Source organism: Candidatus Kuenenia sp., assembly GCF_027493735.1.
Taxonomy (GTDB): domain Bacteria; phylum Planctomycetota; class Brocadiia; order Brocadiales; family Brocadiaceae; genus Kuenenia; species Kuenenia stuttgartiensis_A.
The window spans coordinates 553,432-574,825 of the sequence record NZ_JAOSKF010000018.1 but is presented as its reverse complement, the minus strand read 5'-3'; the positions used below and the strand labels follow the sequence as shown (position 1 = coordinate 574,825).

General features: G+C 41.5%; 18 protein-coding genes and 1 other RNA gene. 9 read left to right on the top strand and 10 right to left on the bottom strand.

Going from position 1 to position 21,394, the window contains the following annotated elements; all coding sequences use genetic code 11:
• Positions 1 to 13 precede the first annotated feature (13 nt).
• The 3 genes from M5U24_RS11080 to M5U24_RS11070 all read right to left on the bottom strand — a co-directional run bounded on the left by M5U24_RS11080 (position 14) and on the right by M5U24_RS11070 (position 2,717).
• Complete coding sequence (locus M5U24_RS11080; protein WP_099325528.1) at positions 14 to 1,294, bottom strand: ABC transporter substrate-binding protein; 1,281 nt, start codon at positions 1,292 to 1,294, stop codon at positions 14 to 16.
• 258 nt (positions 1,295 to 1,552) lie between these two features.
• Positions 1,553 to 2,335 (bottom strand): J domain-containing protein, encoded by a 783-nt coding sequence (locus M5U24_RS11075; RefSeq protein ID WP_099325529.1) that lies wholly within the window; start codon positions 2,333 to 2,335, stop codon positions 1,553 to 1,555.
• A 193-nt stretch (positions 2,336 to 2,528) separates the two neighbouring features.
• On the bottom strand, positions 2,529 to 2,717 hold the full coding sequence (locus M5U24_RS11070) for a hypothetical protein (protein ID WP_099325530.1): 189 nt from the start codon (positions 2,715 to 2,717) through the stop codon (positions 2,529 to 2,531).
• A gap of 115 nt (positions 2,718 to 2,832) precedes the next feature.
• Between M5U24_RS11070 and M5U24_RS11065 the strand changes: the two genes are divergently transcribed.
• From M5U24_RS11065 to M5U24_RS11055, 3 genes are all read left to right on the top strand, one after another.
• Positions 2,833 to 3,060, top strand: coding sequence for a hypothetical protein (locus tag M5U24_RS11065; RefSeq protein ID WP_157820559.1), 228 nt, complete (start codon positions 2,833 to 2,835; stop codon positions 3,058 to 3,060).
• 689 nt (positions 3,061 to 3,749) lie between these two features.
• On the top strand, positions 3,750 to 5,147 hold the full coding sequence (locus M5U24_RS11060) for an FAD-linked oxidase C-terminal domain-containing protein (RefSeq protein ID WP_099325531.1): 1,398 nt from the start codon (positions 3,750 to 3,752) through the stop codon (positions 5,145 to 5,147).
• Positions 5,148 to 5,356: 209 nt separating this feature from the next.
• Positions 5,357 to 6,532, top strand: a complete 1,176-nt coding sequence (locus M5U24_RS11055; RefSeq protein WP_099325532.1) for a pyridoxal phosphate-dependent aminotransferase — start codon at positions 5,357 to 5,359, stop codon at positions 6,530 to 6,532.
• Between the two features lie 557 nt (positions 6,533 to 7,089).
• On the opposite strand, the gene M5U24_RS11050 is transcribed toward M5U24_RS11055, so the two are convergent.
• Genes M5U24_RS11050 through nuoE form a run of 3 tightly spaced genes read right to left on the bottom strand, consistent with a single transcriptional unit; the run spans position 7,090 to position 11,403 of the window.
• On the bottom strand, positions 7,090 to 9,171 hold the full coding sequence (locus M5U24_RS11050; RefSeq protein ID WP_099325533.1) for an FAD-dependent oxidoreductase: 2,082 nt from the start codon (positions 9,169 to 9,171) through the stop codon (positions 7,090 to 7,092).
• Positions 9,172 to 9,173: 2 nt separating this feature from the next.
• A complete protein-coding gene (gene nuoF / locus M5U24_RS11045; protein WP_099325534.1) occupies positions 9,174 to 10,958 on the bottom strand; it encodes an NADH-quinone oxidoreductase subunit NuoF in 1,785 nt (594 codons plus the stop codon).
• Positions 10,945 to 11,403, bottom strand: a complete 459-nt coding sequence (gene nuoE / locus M5U24_RS11040; RefSeq protein WP_099325535.1) for an NADH-quinone oxidoreductase subunit NuoE — start codon at positions 11,401 to 11,403, stop codon at positions 10,945 to 10,947. Before nuoE ends, nuoF begins: the two co-directional genes overlap by 14 nt.
• A 212-nt stretch (positions 11,404 to 11,615) precedes the next feature.
• Here nuoE and dnaG point away from each other — a divergent pair, with 212 nt between their 5' ends.
• From dnaG to rnpB, 4 genes are all read left to right on the top strand, one after another.
• The gene (gene dnaG, locus M5U24_RS11035) at positions 11,616 to 13,415 is read left to right on the top strand and encodes a DNA primase (protein ID WP_099325536.1); all 1,800 of its coding nucleotides are present in this window, start codon (positions 11,616 to 11,618) and stop codon (positions 13,413 to 13,415) included.
• A gap of 270 nt (positions 13,416 to 13,685) precedes the next feature.
• The gene (gene rpoD / locus M5U24_RS11030) at positions 13,686 to 15,341 is read left to right on the top strand and encodes an RNA polymerase sigma factor RpoD (RefSeq protein WP_099325537.1); all 1,656 of its coding nucleotides are present in this window, start codon (positions 13,686 to 13,688) and stop codon (positions 15,339 to 15,341) included.
• Positions 15,342 to 15,394: 53 nt separating this feature from the next.
• The gene (locus M5U24_RS11025) at positions 15,395 to 16,123 is read left to right on the top strand and encodes a C4-type zinc ribbon domain-containing protein (RefSeq protein ID WP_099325538.1); all 729 of its coding nucleotides are present in this window, start codon (positions 15,395 to 15,397) and stop codon (positions 16,121 to 16,123) included.
• 9 nt (positions 16,124 to 16,132) lie between these two features.
• An RNA gene (gene rnpB, locus M5U24_RS11020) (RNase P RNA component class A) lies at positions 16,133 to 16,518 on the top strand.
• 177 nt (positions 16,519 to 16,695) lie between these two features.
• Here the strand turns inward: rnpB and hisF are convergent.
• The 3 genes from hisF to thiS all read right to left on the bottom strand — a co-directional run bounded on the left by hisF (position 16,696) and on the right by thiS (position 18,580).
• Positions 16,696 to 17,460, bottom strand: a complete 765-nt coding sequence (gene hisF / locus M5U24_RS11015; RefSeq protein WP_099325539.1) for an imidazole glycerol phosphate synthase subunit HisF — start codon at positions 17,458 to 17,460, stop codon at positions 16,696 to 16,698.
• A 102-nt stretch (positions 17,461 to 17,562) separates the two neighbouring features.
• Entirely contained in the window at positions 17,563 to 18,324 is a 762-nt protein-coding gene (locus M5U24_RS11010) for a thiazole synthase (RefSeq protein WP_099325540.1), read from the bottom strand.
• A 19-nt stretch (positions 18,325 to 18,343) separates the two neighbouring features.
• Entirely contained in the window at positions 18,344 to 18,580 is a 237-nt protein-coding gene (gene thiS / locus M5U24_RS11005) for a sulfur carrier protein ThiS (protein ID WP_099325541.1), read from the bottom strand.
• Positions 18,581 to 18,787: 207 nt separating this feature from the next.
• Here thiS and M5U24_RS11000 point away from each other — a divergent pair, with 207 nt between their 5' ends.
• Together M5U24_RS11000 and M5U24_RS10995 are read left to right on the top strand one after the other, a co-directional pair.
• Complete coding sequence (locus tag M5U24_RS11000) at positions 18,788 to 19,786, top strand: bifunctional oligoribonuclease/PAP phosphatase NrnA (protein ID WP_099325542.1); 999 nt, start codon at positions 18,788 to 18,790, stop codon at positions 19,784 to 19,786.
• An 11-nt stretch (positions 19,787 to 19,797) separates the two neighbouring features.
• Positions 19,798 to 20,583 carry a uracil-DNA glycosylase gene (locus M5U24_RS10995; RefSeq protein WP_197705187.1) on the top strand — a complete coding sequence of 262 codons (786 nt, stop codon included), beginning with the start codon at positions 19,798 to 19,800 and terminating at the stop codon, positions 20,581 to 20,583.
• 385 nt (positions 20,584 to 20,968) lie between these two features.
• Here the strand turns inward: M5U24_RS10995 and M5U24_RS10990 are convergent, their stop codons facing one another.
• Entirely contained in the window at positions 20,969 to 21,370 is a 402-nt protein-coding gene (locus M5U24_RS10990; RefSeq protein ID WP_099325543.1) for a hypothetical protein, read from the bottom strand.
• Between the last annotated feature and the right edge of the window lie 24 nt (positions 21,371 to 21,394).

Genomic DNA, 21,394 nt, shown 5'->3' with positions numbered 1-21,394 from the left:
GAAATAGGGGAATCTATTCCTTTGCAAAATCATCCTTAATCCTTTCTATTTTATCCTGCATGATCTGCAATGCCTCCTGAATTTCCATTTGACGGGATAATACCTTGCTGAGATATTTCTGCAAGACGTCGCTAATCCATTGATAATACGGGACATTTGGCCGCATTTGTATATTTTCAAGCGACTGTTCTACTATTGGGAGGAAGGGCAATTTTTCAATCAACTCCGCATCTTTATACAAGGAACTTCTCGTGGGCGCCCACGATACATTTTCTGCCAGTCTTTTCTGAACTTTGGCGGAGGTTAAAAATTCAATTAATTTCCATGCCTGTGCTTTTTTCCCGGAGTTTGCATTTATTGCCAGATGCCATCCTCCACATACGGAAGCAAACGATCCATCGGGAAACTTTGGTAACAGGGCAACACCTACTTTGTCTTTCAGTGTTATGTCTTCCTGGCATAAATCCCACACATATGTCCAATTCCGCAAAAAAAGTCCCTTACCCTGTTGGAACAAATGCCTTGAAGATTCCTCCATTAGCTCGCTATAAGTATTTTGTGGAGAGATTTTATATTTCCAGATTAAATCATGCATAAGCTGGAGGGCTGTTTTGTTTTGTGCAGAATCTATCACAGTATTTCCGGTATCATCAATTATTTGACCATTGTTACTGCCAATAAATTCTATAAAATTGCAAACCAAACCCTCATACTGCTTGCCCTGCCATAAATATCCGTAAACATCCTCCTTTCCTGAAATCTTTTCACATACTGCCACAAACTGATCCCAGTCAACAGGCAGAGGAAGATGATATTTTTCCAGTAAATCTTTCCTATAATAGAGAAGTCCTATATTAATATTCCAGGGAATTGCATAAAGGGTATTATTGTAAACATTCGTTTTTTCCGTTACAGGAATGAACGCACCTCGTTCTTTGCTGTTAATATAGGCATTCAGAGGCTCAATCCAATGTGCTGATGCGAACTCAGGGATCCAAATGGTATCGATTCGCATAACATCTACATACTTGGTTCCGGCGTCTAAAGTGGAGAGATAATAGTGGTGTTGTTGATCTGAGGGGGAGGGAAGGGCATTTAATTTTACTTTTATTCCATGATTTTCTTTTTCATACGCAGCAATTATTTCTCTGATAAAGGAAATTTCTTTTGTACCTGCGCCAACACTAAAAACAATTTCATCAGTTTTTTCCTGTTTTAAAAATGTATAAACAATCCAAGTCCCTAACAAAAAATATACTGATAATACGGCAATTAGTCTTATATTGAATTTCAACTGAAATCTCTGTGTTTACCTATAGACATAGTAGTTTTATCTTTGGTCTTCTCTCTTGGTGATACTTGTCCGTTCCAACATTTTGAAAATTTAAACATTTGTTTATTGGAGAAAAGAGGCGTTTTTATCCTTAAATTACCATTACAGCGACATTTTTATTTCAGAATTGCAGCAATTTTTTGGAAAGAAACAACCCTGTCAGAGTTAATATCCTGCCGGTTTTCGTGCAGAACGTAAGAATAAAATGTCACAGAGGTACTACCTACTATGCCCGGCAGGACTAACAACCTCTCTCGCCTCCCGATTCCATGCTTTATGTTTTTTAACTAATTCATCCAATTCTTTTACGTTTAAAATATTTTGTTGCAGGAAATATTCGCCGAAAGGACGCTGAAGCCTCCGCTGTCTTCCCAGAAGTGCCAAATACTGAAAATGTGTTATAAAACCGTTCCGGCATGCGTATTCAGCGAATTTTTCACGATGGTTTCTTGTTGTCAAGATGTTTCGTATATCTTCAGTCGTTAAAATATTCCAATCTCTTGCAAGCTGCCCGATAAGCGGTCTTTGCTTCCTCTGCCAAAAAATAGCGGATAGCAATGTCCTCCACGAAATAGCGCCTGAATAATACATATATTGACCAATCAGTAGTTTCCGCTTTGGAATGCTGCCTTTGTAAAAAAATTCTGTAACATTGTTTTGCTTTTTAGAATGTGCCGTATGCCTTACGGTCTTTTGTACATCCTCCCTTTGTTTTGTTGTTTTGTTTCCGGCGATAAGCACGTTCGCACTTTGGCTCTTTATGAAAAGATTTAGTCTTTCATACGCCAGAACTATCTCTTTAAAATGCTGTATCATATCGGATTCTAACCTTCCCAGCATTTTAGCCCTGTCCGGGTGGGTTTCCAGCACCTTCTTCCTGTAAACCATCCTGAGTTCGGAAGGCAACATGTTTTGCAAGAAACTGGTGATATTTACAATGTCAGGGCCAAATAACAAACGGCAATCATTGAGAAGTTTTGTTCCGGATATAATATCTGGCATTATTTCCCCTTTATCATATTATTACTGCTTGGTATACAGGAAATAAAAAACATACAGGATTTTGTCGTTACAATAAAAGAATTTTTTTGCCTTGTCAAGCCATAAAACATTTTACTTCATATGGCCAGGCACTATTAAATTGCAGGAACGCGTGCGTCTCTACTTTTTGGTTGCGGCCTTGCTGCGCTATGCATTATGCCTTTGACGTCCGACAATTATTCCAGAGCTTCGGAAGGGAAAGATATGCTTCGTATCCCTTTATCTTCCGGTCGTTTTTTCCATTCCTCTTTTGCGGCAGAAATTGTTGCCCCTCGGCTTCTAACCGGTTAATTATTCTGTACAGTGTCGGTAGCGAGATGATAATGTTCTCCTCCTTCAGCAAGTCCTGTATCTCTTTTTTACCGGCTCGAAAATAAGACTACAAAAAATAGCTCAAACACAGGTACCGCAATATGATATGGCTATAAAACCATTTTCATAGTTTCTGGGTGTTGCAAATGCAAAATGATGAAGGAAGACTTATTTTGTCATTACAATTGCATCAGCTTGTCATTGCAAGGGGTCTCAGCTTGTCATTGCGAGGGCTTTTTCCGAAGCAATCAGTATACTACGAGATATTTCGTAACGTAAGAAACGCCATATCGCGGGAGAAGCAAATTAAGGGTGGCTCAAGGGCTAAAAAAATAGAATTAATTAATGAATACAGGATGGAAGGGTCTCTATGACGGTTTATGAGATTGCTTCGGAAAAAGCCCTCGCAATGACAAGCTGAGACCTTTTGGATGGCCATATATATTTGAACCGGTACAGAAACAGAAATGCCAGATGTTTCCAACTCGAAAGTAAGACTAGAAAAAATAGTTTAAGTACATATATTACAACATGATATGGTTATAAAATCATTTTCATCGTTTCTGGGTGTTGCAAATGCAACATGATGACTGTTTACAAAATATATTTCGAGTAATACTTTTATCCTGTCAGTTGTTTCTCTGGGTATCTATAAGCACCTTTTCTGCTTTGGCCTGCGGGATTTTTTCATCCTCAAGGGAAGAGGGGTCGCCCGGACGATAACGCTTCTTCCTCCGGTAAAACGTATCGGGAGAAATACCAAAATGCCTGCACGTTTTTCTCGCATTTGTCCCGCATTTTTCGTAATACTCAAACCATGCATGTCTTTTTTTGGGCTTCTTCTGACATTTCTATGCTTTTTCTAAAACCCCTGTTTTCCTCGGTCTGGCAAAACATCTGACCATACCGGAGTTTATAATGTATAGGCTTAATGCACACAAAGAGAAAATAATTTGACTTATTTCTTCAAATATACTAGATTAATCCCCTAATTTCCTGTCAAATAAATACTTATTTACTTCCTTTACCGTTAATATCGAATAGCATTTTGCCGGCATTGTCTATGAAATCCTGTACTGCCAGTAAATCCGAAATAACGAACCTGCTTGCCCCATTAAGAAAATGTTTAGGGGAAAAAAACGTCCTTATTGCCCTTGAAGACCGGATATGCTATGCATACGACGGCTCAAAACAAAAATACCTTCCCGATATTGTTGTGCGGCCGCAGACGACGCAACACGTTGTGGAAGCGGTGCGGCTCGCAAATGAACATGAAATTCCGGTTTATCCGCGTGGAGCCGGCTCAGGACTTACCGGCGGCGCGGTTCCTGTCTTTGGCGGCATGGTATTAGACTTTGCCCAAATGAACCGTATCCTGGAAATCGTTCCGGAAGACCTTGTTGCCACCGTAGAACCCGGCGTTGTTACACAAACATTACAAACAGAAGCTGCCAAATATAATCTTTTTTATCCCCCTGACCCTGCAAGTGCAGCATTCTCTACTATCGGGGGTAATGTGGCGGAATGCGCTGGTGGGATCACCGGTTTAAAATACGGCGTAACAAGGGATTACATCCTTGCACTGGAAGTGGTTCTTGCCGACGGAAGTGTTATTAATACCGGACGCAAAACGCTTAAGAGCGTTACCGGATATGATATCACCCGGCTCCTTGTTGGTTCTGAGGGTACGCTTGGTATTTTTACAAGAATCACAGTAAAACTGATTCCATTGCCGGAAAAAATTGAAACGCTTCTCGTTTTTTTCCCTACGCCAAAAGACGCCGTGGAATCAGCAAGTACCATCATCTCTCACAATATTCTGCCCCGTGCACTTGAATTTATTGACAAATCAAGCATCGATTGCATCAAAGGATACCGGCAGGAAATCGAATTGCCGGAAGATGCAAACGCAATCCTTATCATAGATATTGACGGGGAAGAAAAAAGCGTTCAAAAAGGAATTGCACGGGTAAAAACGTTTGTTTCAGAACACCGCGCAATTAAGATTATCGCCGCAAGTGATGCGAAAGAGCGCAATGACCTCTGGGAGGTTCGGCGCATTCTTTCGCCCGCTCTTTATAAAATCGCACCGTATAAAATCAATGAGGACATTTGTGTTCCCCGAAGCCGGATATTAGAAATACTTCACGCTATTAACGACACGAACTCCCGTTACCCTCGCCTGAAGGCTGCAAATTTCGGACATATCGGGGATGGCAATATCCATGTAAATGTTATGTATGAGGAAGAAGGGGACCGTCCGTTTGCGGAAAAAATGATTGATGAAATTATCCGCAGCACTATCAGGTTAGGTGGAACCATTTCCGGAGAACACGGCATTGGAAATGTAAAATCAAAATTCCTGCCGCTTGAAATAGCGCCGCAGGAATTGCAGATTATGAAAGATATCAAACGCTTGTTTGACCCAAAAGGAATATTAAATCCGGGCAAATTTTTTTAATAATTACACTGCCCATTCCCGGTCTCCGGTTTAGGACCTCTGATTTCTGTACATATTTAGATTAATTTGGCGTTTTACGTTAGCGCTTATGGGGCGAAGCTACCTGCTATACTAAACTGATTCACTACTTATAAACACTTCGGGTTGAGCAGTGTCTTCCATTTTATATATGTTTTCATTTTTTGTTTAGAGAAGGAGTCTTTTTTTTTATGGTATTATCAAGAGTTGCGCGAGAGATACAAGCATCAGCCACCCTTGCCATTACCGCCAAGGCAAAACAATTGGCCGCTGAAGGCAAAGATGTAATTGGTTTTGGCGCCGGAGAACCGGATTTTGACACGCCGGAAAATATTAAAAACGCTGCCATAAAAGCTATTAAAAACGGCTTTACCAAATATACCCCCACTTCCGGTGTGCCAAAATTAAAAGAGGCGATCTGTGAAAAACTTTTTAACGACAACCACCTGAAATACGCCTCATCACAAATTCTTGTTTCCGCAGGGGCAAAACAATCTATTTGCAATATAGCACTCGTTCTATGCGATACCGGAGACGAAGCAATCATACCCTCCCCTTATTGGGTTAGTTATCCGGAAATGGTGACATTGGCAGGGGCAAAGCCCGTTTTCCTGGAAACGACTGACAAAGATAGTTTTAAGATTACGAAGGAATCCCTGGCGAAGGTTATTACGCCCAAATCGAAACTACTTTTTTTGAACAGCCCTTCCAACCCTACCGGCATGGTTTATACAGAAGAGGAATTGCGGGAAATAGTTATGTTTGCCGTTGAAAAGGGACTATATGTAATTTCCGATGAAATCTATGAAAAAATTCTTTATGATGGTGCTGCGCATTTCAGCCCGGCGGCGATTAATGACGACTGCTATAATAAAGTTGTAACGGTAAATGGGTTTTCAAAAGTCTATTCAATGACCGGCTGGCGTCTGGGCTATGCCGCGGGACCTGAAAAAATAATTAAAGCGGCAACCAATATTCAGGATCATACCACTTCCGGTGCAAATTCTATTACCCAGCTTGCAGGACTTGAAGCCCTTCGTGGCAGTCAGGAGTCGGTAACCGTCATGGTGAAAGAATTTGACCGGCGCAGGAAATATATCGTAGAAAGACTTAATACCATAAAAGGCATTTCCTGCTTATTGCCGCAAGGGGCTTTTTATGCCTTCCCCAATGTATCCCGTCTTTGTGAAAACCTCTCCTTAAAAGGTTCTTTTGATCTCGTCTCTCTCCTGCTAGAAAAGGCACACATTGCATTTGTTCCCGGTGCTCCTTTCGGTGCTGACGCACACATAAGGATTTCATATGCAACGTCAATGGAGAATATTGAAAAAGGGATGGATAGGTTTGAGAAATTCCTAAATACCTAAACCGGGACAAACAGAACCAAACAAGCACGAAAACAGTCCTCGGTCCTCAATAGGCAATCGGCCGACCGCCGACTGTAGGAGTGTCAACAACAAATAGTAAAGGCCTTTGGTGTTTTAGCAATAAGTGTGAAGCTGAGTGTAAAGCGGCTAAGAGAACATGGTCCGAAGGGATTTTTTCGTCAGGCAGTGCGAACAATGTCCGCCCACCTGCTTACACCTGAGGTAAGAGAAAAGGTATAAAAGCGACTGGACAGAGGGCAGGGTGTTTCTGAAACAGGCAAGAAATTAAATATCAATTCAAGTACGATTCACAAAGCAATCCAAAGCAGACAGTTAGAGAAAAAAAACGGCAGAAGGCTTTCGGGGGCAAAGAAACAAAAGTGAACGTGCGGTGATCTATAGTCGTGCCGGTATGGGTATTGGATGTATGCTGGAATAAGCGTAAGCCGCAGGATAAATAGCATGCGAGCGGGTATGGAAAAGAATCTAAGGCTTAAAATGACTTTTGATATGCTGAAATCACGAACCAAGAGGTGATACAGACCTACTGCGCCTACTCATTCGCAGGTGTTCGTCAAATAAATATCCCTATCGATCCGTACTCCGGCAGTCGGACAAACATTAACACACTCCTCGCAACCATCGCAGTGAGTCTCGCCTAAAGGAATATTTATCATGGGAGTAATGCGTGTTGAAAATCCCCTTCCCGCATCGCCCAATATATAGCATTTTTTAACTTCATCGCAGGCCCTCACACAAGCATTGCAATTTATACACTTATGTATTTCCATCTTTATTTTTTCATGGGAATAATCGGTTTTGTAAGTTCTTCTCTCACCTACATATAAGTTCTGATCAGCCTGGTATTTCTGAGAATGCTTCTTTAACGAACAAATGTCCACTACATTACATCCACATTCCAGGCATCTATTCGCCTCATTTGTCATCTCATCTCTGGTAAAACTACATTCGACTTCTTCAAAATTGCCAAGGCGTTTTTCAACCGGCAGCAAATCGATTTCTTTTCTTGTAACAGGTTTAAAAGATTCAAACATTTCAGCGGGCAAAGTATCCAGGTCGCCCGGATAGGAACTGAAGCGGATTTTTTCTCCCACCACCTCTTCCCCGTTAAGAAATTGATTTATTGACTGTGCGGCCTTTCTTGCATCTGCAACTGCACGAACGGCAAGATCAGGCCCTTTGTAACAATCTCCGGCAACAAAAATTCTTGGGTCTGCAACTGTTTGGTAGCTGTTTCCTTTTGTATCGAACATGCCCCATTTATTCACCGCCTTGTTTTTAACAAAAGAAAAGTCCGTTTTCTGGCCAATGGCCATAATAATCGAATCTGCCTCAATTGCAAATTCACTGCCTTCTAAGGTGACGGGGCGCCTTCTTCCGCTCTCATCGGGTTCACTCAGTTCCATCTTTACGCAGATTATTTTAAGGCCTTTGCCGGATTTTTCTATTTTTATGGGATTGGTTAATACCTGAATATCCACCCCCTCGTCATAGGCATCCCGGACTTCGGCATGATGGGCGGGCATTTCTTTTTCTGTACGCCGATACACAATAGTTGCTTTTGCTCCCAACCTCACAGAAGCCCTTGCGGCGTCCATTGCTGTGCTTCCTCCCCCAGCAACAACCACACGCCTTCCAATATTTACAGGTTCATATTTAGCAAGTTTTTCCAGCAAATCTATGCCAGAAAAAACTCCTGGCAAATCCTCTCCTTCTATATTCATATACGATGCCCTGGAAGCCCCCACAGCCAGGAGGATTGCGTCAGAATCCTGCATGATTTTTTCAAAATCAATATCCTTCCCTACCTCCGTATTATAATGAATAGTGACGTCTAGCTGGTTTATTATGGCGTCTCCTTCCAAATCCATAACTTTTTCTGGAAGCCTGTAGTATGGGATTCCGTAACGTAACATTCCTCCATGTTTCGGATGGCGTTCGTAGATAGTTACTTCATGCCCTTGTAATCTGAGATAGTATGCTGCGGAAAGACCGGCAGGTCCCGCCCCTATAATCGTTACCTTTTTGCCTGAAGATTTTTGAGGTGTTTTCGGCAAAAAGGGGCCGCCTTCTTTTTCTTCCATTTCAGAAATATAGCGCTTTTGAATGCCAATTAATATCGGTTTATCCACTTTTTGACGGCGGCAAACTTCCTCGCATGGCCTTGGACAAACACGTCCCAAAACATTTGGGAAAGGTGCCTTTTCCCGAATAAGATTCGCCGCTTCTTTATACAGCCCCCTTGCTTCTAAAAAAAGGAAACCTTGTATATTGATATTAGCAGGACAGCCTTTTTGGTTGCATGGCGCATAACAATCGCCAAAATGATCTGAAAGGAGTAAATCCAGCGCAGCCTTCCGTGATGCCCGGACCTTTTCGTTTTCCAGTTCCACCACCATGCCATTTTCCAATTTAGTGGAACAAGATGGCACCATACCCCCACGACCGCTTTTCTGCTCTACCGTACAAACCCAACAACTTCCGTAATGCGATATTTTATCATTATGGCAAAGAGTCGGGATTTCCACCCCCAGCGATTTCGCCGCATCATATATGGTCATACCAGTATCAAACTGGTAATCCTTTCCATCGATAGTAACGTTGACTTTGTTTGACATAATTATCCTTTTAAAATAGCGTCAAATTTGCAGACTTCATAACACATCCCACACTTAATACAGATTTTCTGATCAATATGGTGAACCTTTTTCGTCTCTCCGGTTATAGCGTCTACCGGACAGTTTTTATAGCATAAGTGGCAACCAGTACATGCCTCCTCAATAACCGAAAATTTGATGAGTTCTTTACATACGCCAGCCCTGCATTTATTTTCTTTAATATGTTCTACATATTCATCTTTAAAATATTTGAGTGTGGTCATAATAGGATTAGGGGCTGTTTTTCCCAATCCGCACAGTGAAAGATCTTTGACTTTTTCTGAAAGGCTCTCTAGTTCATCCAAATCAGCCATACCCCCTCTGCCTTCTGTTATCTTTTCCAGTATCTCAAGCAACCTTTTAGTTCCAATACGGCAGAAGGTACATTTACCGCATGACTCGTTTTGCGTAAAAGTAAGGAAAAATTTAGCGACATCCACAATACAGGTATCATCATCCATAACTACCATACCGCCGGATCCCATAATTGCACCTGTTACAGAGATACTTTCATAATCTACCGGCGTATCAAGCAACCTTTCCGGAACACAACCACCTGAAGGCCCGCCTAATTGAACTGCTTTAAAAGGTTTACCTGAAGATGTCCCCCCACCAATGGTGTATATGATATCTCGTAAAGGAGTTCCCATATCAACCTCAATAAGTCCACCTCTGGCAATTTTTCCCGCCAGTGAAAAAACCTTCGTTCCCTTGCTTTTTTCCGTTCCGTATGAGGCATATATTTTCGCGCCATTATTGATAATCCATGGTACTGAAGCCAGTGTTTCAACATTATTTATATTCGTAGGATACCCCCACAATCCTGATCCTGCAGGAAAAGGTGGTTTTAATCTTGGATGTCCGCGTTCGCCCTCTATAGAGGCAATCAGCGCTGTTTCTTCTCCACAAACAAAGGCGCCTGCACCTTCTTTAATCTTTAAGTGAAAAGAAAATTCACTATTTAATATATTGTGACCTAAAAGGTTTTTTTCTGTTGCCTGACTAATGGCTAATTTTAACCGCTTTATCGCCAGAGGATACTCGGCGCGAACATACACATAACCATGTTCTGCACCAATTGCATATCCACCAATTATCAATCCCTCAATTACCTTGTGTGGGTCGCCTTCCAAAACTGCCCTGTCCATAAATGCGCCGGGATCACCCTCGTCTGCATTGCAGATCATGTATTTTTTTTCTCCGGTGCTATTTCTGGCAAATTGCCATTTAAGACCTGTTGGAAATCCAGCACCGCCCCTGCCCCTTAATCCGGAAGTCTTTATCTCCTCGATAACCTGTTGCGGAGACATAGTTCCCAAAACTTTTTTAACTGCCTCATAGCCGCCTTTTTTAATATAGGGCGCAATATCGTCAGGATCGATAATACCGCAGTTTTCTAAAACAATCTTATGCTGTTTCTGCCGAAAATCTTCTCTTCTGTCTGGCTTACTTGAATCTTCGATGATGAATTTTTCATCAATTGCGCCCTGATTAAGGAGGGGATCCAATATCTTGTCTAAATCTTTTTTATGAACGTTTCCCATCATCAGATGGTTGCCATCGGGATAAAAAACTTCCAGGATTGGTTCTTTAAAACACATTCCATTGCATGATGTGTGGCTTAAAGAAACATCGGGATTGTTTTCAATTTTTGAGGCTAATTCTCCATAGAGATCCTTAGCCCCTGCTGCTATGCCACAACTTCCTAAACCAATTACAAATCTTATGTGCTGATTATTCTTTTCCATATTTCTTTAGCGTCCCCCGCACTTTTGCTGATGAAAATCCACCAAATACATCTTCATTAATCATAATTACAGGGGCAAGAGAGCAACACCCTAGACAAGCCACCGTTTCCATGGAAAACGCTCCATCTTCCGTTGTTTGGTCAATATCAATGCCCAGTTGGTCTTTCATCGCTACAATGGTAATATCAGCGCCTTTCACATGGCAGGCGGTGCCTTTGCACACTTTAATGGCATTTCTCCCTTTGGGGGTTAATTTAAACTGTGCATAAAACGTGGCTACGCCATAGAGATGGGATTTTGTTATCTCCGACTCCTCACAAACCTGATCTAAAACATCAAGAGGAAGGTATCCATACTCTTCCTGAATCGACTGTAAAATGGGAATAGAAGCTTCTTTTGTATTGCCGCAGATTTCTAAATATTTTTTAACATTGGATTGGGACATTTTTGCACCATTATGCCTTTACAGGATGACAGGGAAGTTTGGTTTTGATCGATAAACTCTATTATTAAATCACAAAATTATAGAATTACAAGTGTTTTAAATTGTCTTGACAATTATGTCCCAATGTATTGACATTAATTGTTATCTTGATATAATTAAAAAGTTTTAGGATAGCGCAAACAAAATAATTCATCTTACCTATCTCCAATTCAATGGTACATTTTATTCCACAAGAAAAGATTGCGGAAATTCAGTTTGCCGCAGACATAGTTCAGATCATTTCAGAATACATTCAGTTAAAGCAAAGCGGAAAGGCGTTTATTGGCTTGTGTCCTTTCCATTCAGAAAAAACACCTTCTTTTTTTGTTAACCCGGATAAGAAACTTTTCAAGTGTTTTGGGTGTGGGGAAGGTGGTACCGTTTTTCAATTTGTCATGAAACAGGAAGGGATGGATTTTGTGGAGGCCGTGAAACTGGTAGCCTCAAAATCACGTGTCGACCTTACCCAAATATATGCGAAAGAAACGTCCCTTTCATCTTCAAAAAAGACGCATCTGTACGAAACAACCAGGTTTGCCGCAACCTTCTATCAGAAGATGTTGCTTGATGCAATGAAGGGGAAAAAGGCCAGAGACTATTTGTTGAAACGGAAGATAAATGACCACTCCATCAAAAACTTTTGCATTGGTTATGCTCCGGCAGAATGGGATTCGTTAGTAAAAATGTGCAAAGGGGGCAATGTTTCGATGTACCAGTTGCAACAGGCAGGATTAATTATACAAAAAAAGGAGCGCGATTCTTACTATGACCGTTTTCGGGACAGACTGATATTTCCAATACTGGATATAAGAAAGCAGGTGGTGGGTTTTGGAGGGCGGGCGCTGGATGATTCCCTCCCAAAATATTTAAACTCCCCGGAGACGGTTCTTTTTAACAAGAGTAATATATTGTACGGCATTGATATTGCGAAAAGTGCCATCTTAAAAAAACAAAAAGTAATTCTCATGGAAGGGTACACCGATGTAATAATGGCGCATCAGCATGGGATAGAATGGGCTGTGGCGGTTCTTGGGACTGCTATCTCAAAACAACATCTCAGGAGTTTGAGACAATATTGCAGTCGGGTAATACTCCTTTTAGACGCAGACAGTGCCGGCCAAAAATCTTCGGACAGAAACCTGGATATCTTTATCGAAGAAGAATTTGATGTAAAAATTGCCCAATTGCCGAAGGGATATGACCCATGTGATTTTTTGCTGGCGGAAGGTCCCGAAAAGTTCTTATCATATATTGATAGTGCAAAGGACTTTTTTCACTTTAAAATAGAATTTGCCGCAACTAAATGGGACATGTCCACCGTACATGGCAAGGCAAATGCTCTTAACAATGTGCTTGCTACAGCCATGAAGACGCCTGATGCTATAAAACGCAACCTGCTTATCAAATTAATTTCAGAAGAAATGTCTATCGATGAAGCAGCCTTGTGGTCACATATAAAAAATGTTAAAAGGCCTCTTTCTGTTCCTGCCAACAACAATAACCAGAAAACAAAGCAGAGGCTGGATGCTTCTTCTATGGCTGAACGGGAAATTTTATATTTGATGTTATCTTGCAACAGCCTTATACCACGGATAATAAACGAAAAGATTCCGGAAGAGTTTGATAACAAAGATTTCCTTGAGATAGCGGGAAGAATAGTAGAAATATATCAGAAAAACAAGGCCGTCAAAGAAGAAGATGTACTGCATTCAATTGGCGAAGCGCGGCTGAATAAGTTGCTGGTTGACATTGTTACCACCCGGGAATTTCAAGACATGACCGATTACAGAGATAGATTGGAGGCATGTATTCTTTTCTTCAAAAGACGAAACAGAAGAAAGGATATTCATATTACAAAGAAAAAGATGCTGGAAACTGCACGGTCTTCTCATAAAGAAGAAGATATTGTTATGCTGCTGGAAGAATATCATAAAAAGAGCAGAAATATTCACGCGTTAAAAAATAAACCCTAGTATCTCGTTTCTGTAAAATGCATACACCAAACAATGTCATTGCAAAGAGTGGTACGGCGAAGCAATCTCTTGTTTCTCAAAAGACTTAAGAGTGCTTTCATGGCGCTTGCAATGAGGGTATGGGTAAACATTTTGCCGAAGCGATATACGAGCGTCATTTTTAATTGCATTAAAATTATGAAATAAAGTTTAAGTGGGCAGGCTAAATGAATATTTCCCCGCTTTATTTTATAGGATGAGATGAATAGTATAGGGAGGTCTAATCTCTGAATGGAAAACTTGAATCAAAAAATCAAACTACTTACGCAAAAGGGTAAAGAAAAAGGGTATTTAACCTACGAAGAACTCAACGATATGTTGCCTGATGATGCAGAGATTCCACCAGGAAAAATAGACGATATATTGATGATGCTGGACGAACTGGGAATCGATCTGATTGACGAGGCGGATATTGAAGGTCGTGAAGTTGTTGATTCTGAAGAAGCAGAACATTATTCGGAAAGCGAATTCGGATTTGGCGAGGTTTCCACTGTTACGGAGAAGATAGATGATCCCGTTCGGATGTATTTAACCCAGATGGGAGAGATTCCACTTCTTACGCGGGATGAGGAAATCATGCTTGCAAAAAAAATAGAGATTACACGTCGTGGGTTTTTGAAAAAGGTTTTGCATTCTGACCTTTCTTTGCAGACCTGTTTGAAGATAGTTGAGGATGTAAACAATGGGGAGCTTTCCTTTGACCGTACGCTAAAAGTTGACGCAATGGTGGAAAATTACAAAGATGACATTCTGGAGGAGTTTCCCAGAAGCGCAAAATATTTACGGTCAATTATTCAAAAAAATAAGGAAGATTATCAACGGCTGAAACGAAAACAAACACCGGAGAAAGAAAAAATAAAGCTGTTAAGAACGATCCGGAATAGAAGACGGAAGGGCATCCGCCGTCTCGAAGAAATTAATATTCGAACAAAAAGAATACAACCGATGATGAAGCGACTCCAGGAGATCGCGCTCGAAATGGAGCAGCTTGAACAACAGATTGGAGAGAAAAATGGCCGCTCAAAAGCTAATAATCATTATAAGGAATTAGAGGAACAATATCTGGCTCTGGAGAATACCGTTTTAGAGACGGGCGAACGTTTGAAACGGCGCCTGCTTTCTATCGAAAGTATTTACAAGGAACATGAGTCAGCAAAAAGAAAGCTTTCAGGGGCAAATCTTAGATTGGTGGTGAGCATTGCGAAAAAATACAGGAATCGCGGCCTGAGTTTTCTCGATCTTATTCAGGAGGGAAACACAGGGCTTATGCGTGCAGTGGACAAGTATGAATACCGGCGCGGATATAAATTCAGCACCTATGCAACGTGGTGGATACGGCAGGCCATTACCCGCTCCATTGCGGATCAGGCGAGAACTATCCGCATTCCTGTACATATGATCGAGACCATGAGCAAGATACGTAATATTTCAAAAAAACTGTTACAGGATAAAGGACGGGAACCTACAATAGAAGAGATTGCACGAGAGGTAAAGATTTCCGTGCCAGAGGCGAGAAGGGTACTGAAAATATCCCGGCATCAGATTTCGCTGGACCGTCCCGTTGGCGAGAGCGAAGACAGTTCTTTCGGAGATTTTATTGAAGATGAAAAGGCAGAATCGCCGGTTGCCGCGGCAACACAGGAAATGCTAAAAGACAAGATTGAATCGGTGCTGGAAACGCTGACATACCGTGAGAGGGAGATTATAAAACTTCGTTATGGCATAGGGGATGGTTATACATATACACTGGAAGAAGTTGGAAAGATTTTTAAGGTAACAAGAGAAAGAGTGCGGCAAATAGAGGCAAAAGCGGTGAGGAAATTACAGCATCCGATCAGAAGCAGAAAGCTGGAAGGGTTTTTGGATGGCATTGGCAGTACTATTTAAAATGTGATTTAGTAAATCCAATATGGACTATTCATAAAAGTGATGGGAAATCAATGAGTGAAAAAATAGAGACGCTTCGCAGATTACAATCAATAGATAGCAAGCTGAAAAGGTTGGAAGGCGATAAGCTATACAGAGCCCATGATATAGAGAAAAAGAAGGGCGAAATTAAAAAAAAGAGGGACGAGCTGGCAGATATTGTGCGGGATATAAAGAATTATCAAAAGAACATTGGCATGAAAGAACTCGAACTGAAAACGAAAGAGGGAGAAATTGATAAATTAAACGTACAGATGAATCAGGCAAAAACGAATAAAGAATTCAGTGCGTTTAAGACGGAGATCGGGGGGAAGGAAGCGGATAAATCTCTCATAGAAGACGCCATACTTGGAATGATAACAAAGCTTGAGGAAATGCAGCAACGGCAAAGCACGTTTGAAAAAGAAATTGAGCATGAAGAAGTTCTTTTAATAGAACTTCAAAAGAAGGTAGAAACTGATATGAAAGCAATGGATGCAGAAATTGTAGCGCTCAAAGAAAAACGGAATAAATTCGCAGCGCTCCTCGATAATAATACATTGCAACAATATGACAGATTGACAAACAATAAGGACGGCATTGCTGTAGTGGGTGTCGTAAATAAGGTATGCCAGAGTTGTTTCATGTCCGTTACCTCTCAAACAATCAACCTGCTTATGTCGAATAAAGATATCACGTACTGCCACAGTTGCGGCCGCATTTTATATTTGGATGACGGCAGCAATGATCGGGAAGAATTATAAAAAAGTATAAAAGTAGACGAGGTGATCGCCGGTTATAATGAATCTTCGGATTTATTATTGGACGGGAGGAAAGTCCGAGCTCCATAGGGCGCAGTGCTCCGTAACGCGGAGTCCCGGCGACGGGAAGGAAAGTGCAACAGAAAATATACCGTCTCATCTTTTTTTCGATGGGATAAGGGTGAAATGGCGGGGCCGAAAGGCTTAATGTAAGAGCCCACCGCTCCGGCGGCGACGTTGGAGGCATGGCAAACCCCACTGGGAGAAAGGCCAAATAGGGAGGGATGAAGCTGCCCGCTTCGCTATACCTTCGGGTAGGCCGTTAGATCTCGCTGGCAACAACGAGGCTAGATGAATGATCACCCACGACAAGACTCGGCTTATTGTCTACTTTTACCAATAAATCCCCTGCGGCGTGAAACTGCCGCAGGGGATTTATATTGTTGTGATGTAAAAACCTCTTTTTTGCATATCCTTACCAACATTTTTCATATTCTGGCAAGGTATGTTGATGTATTCAAAATGTTCATGGGTTTATTTTTATAGATGCATGTATACCACCGATGTTTATGTTGTCATCCTCTCCTTATTGCGATATTCTTTCCGATTAAATACTCTTTTACTTCCCGCATAGAAATTTCTCTGTAATGAAATATCGATGCCGCCAGGGCAGCATCCGCCTTTCCCACGGTGAAGACATCATAAAAATGTTCTCGTTTTCCGGCGCCACCAGATGCAATAATCGGTATGTTTACTGATTCCGAGATCGTTTTGTTCAACTCAATGCCGTATCCGTCTTTCGTACCGTCATGATCCATACTGGTAAGAAGTATCTCTCCCGCACCCCTCTCCTCCATTTCAATTGCCCAGCGAACGGCATCTAATCCGGTTGGCGTTCTGCCGCCATTGATATATACCTCCCATTTTACGTTATTTGGTACCTGCTTAACGTCTATGGCAACCACGATGCACTGCCTTCCAAATCTTCTGGAAGCTTCCGTGACAAATTCAGGATTTTTTACCGCAGCGGTGTTAATTGAAACCTTGTCAGCGCCTGCATTTAATAACCGGCGAATATCCTCAATGTTTCTAATCCCTCCCCCTACAGTAAAGGGAATAAATACCTGTTCTGCCGTCTTTCGGACAACATCCAGAATAATATCCCTTTTCTCATGAGACGCAGTAATGTCAAGAAAGGTTAATTCGTCAGCGCCTTCTTTATCATATAAAGAGGCTATTTCTACCGGGTCGCCTGCATCCTTCAGGTTTACAAAATTTGTTCCTTTCACGACACGCCCGTCTTTGACGTCAAGGCAAGGTATGATTCTTTTCGCAAGCATATTTATTTAATTGTCCCTATTCATAATAGGAAGGGAAGTAGTAATTGTTTTTTGAGGGTTAACAATGTTGGAGCACATGAAAATGATCTGACGGGAAAAAGATTAAAAATCCTTTTCTGGACTGCTTGCATTTGCGTAAAGTTTTTTAGGGATACGGCCGGCAAGATAGGCAAAACGACCCGCTTCGCAGGCCAATTTCATGGCTATTGCCATCTTCACAGGATCTTTTGCATGGGCAATGCCTGTATTCAACAGCACGCCTTCACAGCCAAGCTCCATCGCCATTGCAACATCTGATGCAGTACCAACACCTGCGTCAACAATGATGGGGATTTTGGCGGATTCAAGAATAATCCTTATATTGTTTCTGTTAAGGATGCCCTGTCCTGACCCAATAGGAGAACCTGCAGGCATAACGCAGGTAGCTCCGGCATCTTCCAGTTTTTTCGCAACAATAGGATCGTCAGAAGTGTATACCAGTACGGTAAAACCTTCATTGACCAATACCTTTGTTGCTTTCAGTGTATCTATAGGATCAGGCAAAAGCGTTCTCTCGTCGCCGAGAACTTCCAGCTTAATCATGTCGGATAGCCCTGTTTCACGGGCAAGGTGTGCAACCCTGATTGCTTCATCGGCAGAATAACATCCTGCCGTGTTGGGCAAAATTGTGTATTTATTTGTATCAATGTAATCAAACAGGGATTCCGATTCGTTGATTTTTGCTCTTCTGACAGCAACTGTAATCACTTCAGCGCCGCTAGCCTCTAAAGCCTTTGCCATTATATCAAGAGTGGGGTATTTCCCAGTGCCAACGAAAAGCCTGGATGTAAATTTACGACTGCCGATCGTTAACCTTTTATCCATGTTCCCTCTTTTTTTTGTATTAACCGCCGCCTACAAAAGTAACCACTTCCAGCACATCTGTATCTTTTACTATTCGGGAAGAATGCTCCTTGCGCGGGATAATTTGTGCATTTAACTCTACCGCAGTGCGATGCTTATCAATAGTATACAACTCCAGCAGTTTTTCGATAGTAGTCCCCGCAGGACATTCTTTTATTTCACCGTTTAAGGTAATTCTCATTCTTTCTTCCTGGCCGCAGATGTCTTTTTTATCCATCACAAATTCTCCTCCCACCCCGCTATAAAATGGGGAGTTTCCTACAACACTACAATAAATTCTCAGGCAAAAATGTTAATGTATATAAAAATGAAATGCAAGTGAAAAGAACGGCCTGAAAAGAAGTTTTGCAAAGGGTTTGACAATAAGTTGCAACTGTTTTAAAATCCGGTTTGTTCATTATTTTAAAAATACCATATATGAAAAATGAAACCTTCCGACACGACCCTACGTAAAGACGAAATCGTCAAAATAATCAATCAGCATAAACGTTTCTATATTACCACGCATGTCCGTGCAGATGGAGATGCGCTGGGTTCAGAAATAGCCCTTTTTTATGTCCTTAGACAATTGAATAAATCTGTTTACATTGTGAACGAATCTATCGTTCCCAATATTTATAAATGGATCGCCCCTACCTCCGGAATGTATATTTATCCGGATATTCCTTCAGAAAAACCAGAAGTAGTTTTCTGTCTGGATTGTCCTACGCTTGCCAGAATTGGAAAGATTGCTGATTTCGTGCCAAAAGACGCCGCCATAATAAACATCGATCACCACATATCAAATGAGCTTTTTGGTGACATCAACTGGGTGCTTGAAGATATGAGTTCCACAGGAGAAATGATATTATCCCTTATTAAAGAAATGGATATTACCATTACCCCTGATATTGCCACGGCGATATATATTGCTATTGTGACCGATACCGGAAGATTCACCCATAGCAATACGACTCCGGCTGTCTTTCTGGCGGTGGCATTTCTTCTGGAGCATGGGGCAAGACATGCGGAAATATCTAAAAATGTTTACAACACAAATTCCTTTCGCTTATTGCAATTGTACGCGCAAGCGCTTAATACAATAGAACTGCATTTGGATAATAAGGTTGCTACCGTATTCCTTACAAAAGAAATGCTGGAAGAAGCAAAGGTTGATCCTATCGATACACACGAATTTGCGGATATCCCCGTTTCAATAGATGGGGTTTCTGTGGGGATATTATTCCGCGATGTGACGTCATCTCATTTTGTCAAAGTAAGTATGCGGAGCAGAAACGGTTTTAATGTAAACAAGATTGCAATGAAATTTGGCGGAGGGGGGCACAAATACGCTTCAGGCTGTGAAATAGAAGGAAGCATTAAAGATGCGCAGCGATTAATACTCGGGGAAATTAAAAAAGCTTTACAGGAAGGCTCTTATTAGAATCAATGCATTTGCCGGATTTAAAAACCGAATTAGCAGGTATCATAAAAGACCTCAAAGCGAGACTGGCATTTGAAGAAACATTCGGGGTAGAGGTAATTTCCCTTAACGCACAAAACAATCGGGTAAGATCCACCACAACAATTACACAGAAAAATGATATGCCAAAAACTTCTGCACCCCAAACAGAATCGAACGATAAAAAACCCTTAACGACACGCCCAAAAGAAGGCAAGGCAAAATTGCTGGAAGAACTCAAAAACGAAACGCTGGTTTGTCACAAATGTCCTCTCGGCGAAACGAGGACAAATCTGGTGTTTGGCGCAGGAAACCCCATGGCCAGTCTCATGTTTGTTGGCGAGGCGCCAGGGCGTGATGAAGATCTTCAGGGAGAACCATTTGTTGGCAGGGCAGGCCAGCTCCTTACAAAAATAATAGAAGCAATCGATATGAAACGCAGTGATGTTTATATTGCAAATATATTGAAATGCCGGCCTCCGGGTAATCGCAACCCGCTTACTGATGAAATTGCCCTGTGTATCCCCGTGCTTACGAAACAAATTGATATAATAAAACCTAAAGTATTGTGTGCCATGGGTACTTTTGCTGCCCAGACGTTACTTAACACAAAAGAACCTATCGGTTTCCTTCGCGGTAAATTCCATGATTATAAAGGCATTCCCACCATGGCTACTTTTCACCCGGCATATCTCCTGAGAAATCCTGGCGAAAAAGCAAAGGTTTGGGAAGATATGAAAAAGATTCGGGATCTTTTAAAAGAATTGAATAATAAGTAAGTCGATAATGAGATAAAACAAAATACCGTTTTATTGTCCCACAAAATCGTGAAAAACATCTTCCAACTCTGTAATAGTTCACCACAGAGGGCGCCGGGAACGCTGATAAAACAAATAAAATGGTGGAAATTAGCATAATTTTCTGTTTTTATCCTCTAATAAATAACCTCTGTGATCATTCGACTGAAGAAAAGAGGAAAAGAAAGAGTCGCACCTTGATTAGTGATTAGTATGTATGGTATTCATCATTACTGCCAGATAATCACAGATCAAGGTGTGACTTCATGCCTGCTTTATAAATGAAACAAGCCGCAGGGACATTGTTTGTCCCTGCGGCTTGTTTGTGGTATTTGATTCTTTGTCGAGGCTTTTGCGCGGTCGTCTGCTACCCTTGGTGTTTTTGGCTTACCAGTAATTGTATTATAGTGTCTATCCTTTGGTTAAGCTGCCCTATATCGTTTCTCAGACTTCCTATTTCGCCTCTCAGACTTCCGATCTCACCTCTCAGACTTTCTGTCTCGCCCTTGATCTCGCCTCTCAGACTTCCGATCTCACCTCTCAGACTTTCTGTCTCGCCCTTGATTTCGTTTCGCAACTGCCCCATTTCACTTCTTATGCTGCTTATATCGGTATCTATCTTTTGGACAAGATACCTGAAATCATCTTCCTGTCTCTTTCGTACTTCCTCTATTTTTGCCAGTATCTCTACTGTCCGCTCGTCAACTACCTGGTATATTAACTCTAGTGTTACTTTTTTTATAGCTGATGCGAAGAATCCCTTCACCATAGGAATAACCCTCCTGTGAGAACA